Below are 3,551 nucleotides of genomic sequence, written 5' to 3'. Positions count from 1 at the left end.
GGATCCTCGGCGTAGAGCGCGCTCTCGATCTGGTCGAGCATGCGTTGCTCATGATCGGAGAGTGGCATTCGTCCCTCCTTGCCGACGGCCGGTCGCGTCACTACCACTAAAGCATCGATGCCCAATCGTTGTAGGCAACTGACTCTGATGATACGAGGTCGACCTGTGCTGTACCAACGCTTCGCCAGCCGATTGTAGCCTCGGGCCATCACGGGTTACCTGGTAGCCGCGGTGACCACCGACCGCCCCAGCGCCTGGACCCGATAATGGCAGGTGCAGGGTCACACCAGTATCAGGAGGGCAGCGCACGTTGGCGGCATTACTCATCGATCTGCCACCGCAGGAGATGGTTCGCCGCCTCGGTGAAGCTCTGGGGGTGTACATCGACGCGATGAGTTACCCGCCCGGCACCGAGAGTCACCGCGCCTCCATGTGGCTGGAACATACGCACCGCCGCGGCTGGCGGGCGGTGGCCGCCGTCCAAGTAGATCCTGTCGACACTGTCAATGCTGCCCGTACCGACATGGGCGAGACAGCACCGCCGTTCGCTCTGAGCAGCGCGCCTTTGCTGGGGGTCGCCTACGGTTACTGCGGGGCACCCAACCAATGGTGGCAACAGCAGGTGGTGCACGGCTTACGGAGCCGCGGCTTAGCCGAGTCCGACATCGCAGCGCTGATGACCAGCTACTTCGAGTTGACCGAGCTGCACATCGCGCCGCACGCCCAGGGCCGCGGGCTGGGCGAGGCGCTGACCCGTCGCCTGCTCGCCGGATGCGCCGAGGCAAACGTCCTGCTCTCGACACCGGAGACCAACGGCGAGGACAACCGTGCCTGGCGGCTGTACCGGAGGTTGGGTTTCACCGACATCATCCGCGGCCACCACTTCGCCGGCGACCCGCGTGCGTTCGCGATCCTGGGTCGCACCCTGCCGCTGTAACGCCCACGCAGCCGCGCTGCACCTGTTCTTGCAACGGTTCTGGCACTATGACCTGATGCACCCTCGTGCGCGACGGCTGACCACCCACCGCCGCTTGGTGGCGCTGACGGTCTTGTTGCTGCTGATGACGCCCATGGCGGCCGGGTGTGTACGAATCAGGGCGACGGTCACCATCTCACCCAACGACCAGGTGTCCGGGCAGATCGTTGCGGCGGCCAAACCGCGCAGCGACAACGATGCCGGGCCGCAGTTCAGCCCCAACCTGCCGTTCAGCAAGAAGGTGGCGATCTCGGGGTACAGCCGGGACGGCTATGTCGGTTCGCAGGCGGTGTTCTCCGACTTGACCTTCGCCGAGCTGCCGCAACTGGCGGACATGAACCCCGATGCTGCCGGAGTGAACCTGTCCCTGCGCCGAGCCGGCAACCTGGTCATCCTGGAGGGCCGGGTGGATCTCACCTCGCTCAGCGACCCGTCGGCTGACGTGGAGTTGAGTGTCGCTTTCCCCGGTGAGGTGACCTCAACCAACGGCGAACGGGTCGGCGACGACGCGGTGGACTGGAAGCTCAAGCCGGGTGTGGTGAGCACCATGAGCGCGCAAGCCCACTACACCGACCCGAGCACCCGCTCCTTCATCAACACCGCTCTGCGGCTGGGTATCTCGTCGTTCGCGGTCGCCGGATTGGTGGCGCTGGTGGCCTGGCGAGGCCGCGACCAGTCCCCCCGCTTGCACAACCAGCACGACGTTCAGGACCGATCAGGCGACCAGTAGGCGAGCATCTCCGCGAAGGTGACGAAAGCCGCCGCCGAGACGCCGTATGTCGCCTCGAGGTGGATGCTCAGCGGAAAGCCGAGGCCGGCCACACCGTCGATCACTCGCTTGTACAAATCGACGAGCAGCACGCGCCGCGCAGCGGGTTCGCTGCCGGCCAGGATCTTGACGAACTCCTGCTCCTTCGCGACGGCGGCGTTACCGGGATCCTGAATCAGCCAATCAATCAAACCCACCGACTTCTCCGCCTTCGGTACGAAGCCGAACGACAAGAAGATCTCGGGCCGAAGATCGGTGTTGCGGGCGAACTCCGTCAAAAACCCCACAATCGCATCGGAATACAACAACTGGGTCAGCGCGAACGTCGCACCCCGACCGCACTTGAAGCGCAAGCGGCCGATCTCATTGTCGCGGGTCGGAATCAGGATCACGCCACGGTGCGCCACCAGCTCGTGAAACATCGACAGGGCGTCGGTCGGTGCGACGCCCGAGCCCTGACCGTCGGCCATGGTGCGCGGTACGCCGACGAAGACGACGCCCTCGATGCCGGCCGCACCCAGATCGGCGAGCCGCTGACGCAGCTCCGACTCGCCGGAGAATGCAGTGACCTGGGTGCACAATCCTTTCATCGCCGGCAACTCCGGTTTGATGATCGACCAGAAGTCCAGCACATCCAGCTTCGGTTTCATCTCGACGGGGCGATCCTCCTCCTCCGCGATCATCCCGGGCATCATGACGTGCCTGATCCGGCCTTCGATCCCGGACTCGGCAGCAAACCGCAGCACCTTGCCGGCATCTTCGATCGCCTGCGCCGGCCCGCGATCCGCATTCGGCGGCACCAGCTCGACCGCGACGGTGTTCAGGGTCACGAGGTCACTCCTCATCAGATCCGCGCAGCCAGCGGCGAGTCCTTAAACAGGTGGCAGACTCTACGCTGAGTGCACGCGGGGGTAGGCCGCACCCCCGCAGACCAGAAAGGGGCGGCCCGCTGAGCGTCGAAGCAGCGGCACCGTCGGCCGTCGAGTTGGCGGGCGCCATCACCGACCGGTTGCGGGAGTATTTTCACGTCCGCCGCCGCGACACCGGCTACATCGGCGCCGAGTACCAGCACCTGATCGCTGCTCTCGAGGAGTTCGTGCTCGGCGGCGGCAAGCGACTCCGGCCCGCGTTCGCCTACTGGGGCTGGCGTGCGGTGGCGGGCCCGGGAGCCCGAGACGCCCAGGAGACTGAAGGGCAGGCGCTGCTGCTGTTCTCCGCCCTGGAACTGCTGCACGCCTGCGCGCTGGTGCACGACGACGTGATCGACGCGTCGGCGACTCGGCGCGGCAGCCCGACCACCCACCTGAAGTTCGCCGCATTGCACCGGGCCCGCGGCTGGCGCGGAGTGCCCGAGAAGTTCGGCATTTCAGCTGCCATCCTGCTCGGCGACCTGGCGCTGGTCTGGGCCGACGACATCGTCGCCGGGGTCGGGCTTGCACCCGACGCGCACCGCCGGGTTCGACAGGTGTGGGCCGATATCCGCACCGAAGTGCTGGGTGGGCAGTATCTCGACATCGTCGCCGAGGCCAGCGGGTCCGAGTCGATCGCGTCGGCGATGACCGTCAACACCTACAAGACCGCCTCTTACACCGTGGCGCGGCCGCTGCAATTAGGAGCCGCTGCCGCTGCCGACCGGCCGGACGTCCAGACCGTCTTCGCTGAACTGGGCACCGATCTGGGTGTGGCGTTCCAGCTCCGCGATGACGTGCTGGGGGTGTTCGGCGATCCGGCGGTGACCGGCAAGCCGGCCGGCGACGACCTGCGCTCGGGCAAGCGCACCGTGCTGATCGCCGAGGCGGTGGAGTT

Annotated in this window: 5 protein-coding genes; 3 read left to right on the top strand and 2 right to left on the bottom strand. The window is 66.4% G+C overall.

Annotated features, from left to right (window positions below):
- The coding region (locus AC2VON_RS01140) for a DUF3040 domain-containing protein (protein WP_486951305.1) at positions 1-68 on the bottom strand (68 nt) is incomplete at its 3' end.
- A gap of 242 nt (positions 69-310) precedes the next feature.
- Here AC2VON_RS01140 and AC2VON_RS01135 point away from each other — a divergent pair.
- Both AC2VON_RS01135 and AC2VON_RS01130 read left to right on the top strand, forming a co-directional pair.
- Positions 311-937: a GNAT family N-acetyltransferase gene (locus AC2VON_RS01135; protein ID WP_486951303.1), complete on the top strand. Its 627-nt coding sequence runs from the start codon at positions 311-313 to the stop codon at positions 935-937.
- Between the two features lie 55 nt (positions 938-992).
- Positions 993-1,706, top strand: a complete 714-nt coding sequence (locus AC2VON_RS01130) for an LppM family (lipo)protein (RefSeq protein ID WP_486951302.1) — start codon at positions 993-995, stop codon at positions 1,704-1,706.
- Here AC2VON_RS01130 and AC2VON_RS01125 read toward each other — a convergent pair.
- Complete coding sequence (locus AC2VON_RS01125; protein ID WP_486951301.1) at positions 1,682-2,575, bottom strand: mycobacterial-type methylenetetrahydrofolate reductase; 894 nt, start codon at positions 2,573-2,575, stop codon at positions 1,682-1,684. The genes AC2VON_RS01130 and AC2VON_RS01125 overlap by 25 nt on opposite strands.
- A 155-nt stretch (positions 2,576-2,730) precedes the next feature.
- Between AC2VON_RS01125 and AC2VON_RS01120 the strand changes: the two genes are divergently transcribed.
- On the top strand, positions 2,731-3,551 hold an 821-nt coding region (locus AC2VON_RS01120), incomplete at its 3' end, for a polyprenyl synthetase family protein (RefSeq protein ID WP_486951304.1).

Source organism: Mycobacterium sp. TH-M82, assembly GCF_057473605.1.
The sequence above is the reverse complement of the archived record's forward strand: the minus strand, read 5'-3'. Positions and strand labels throughout refer to the sequence as shown.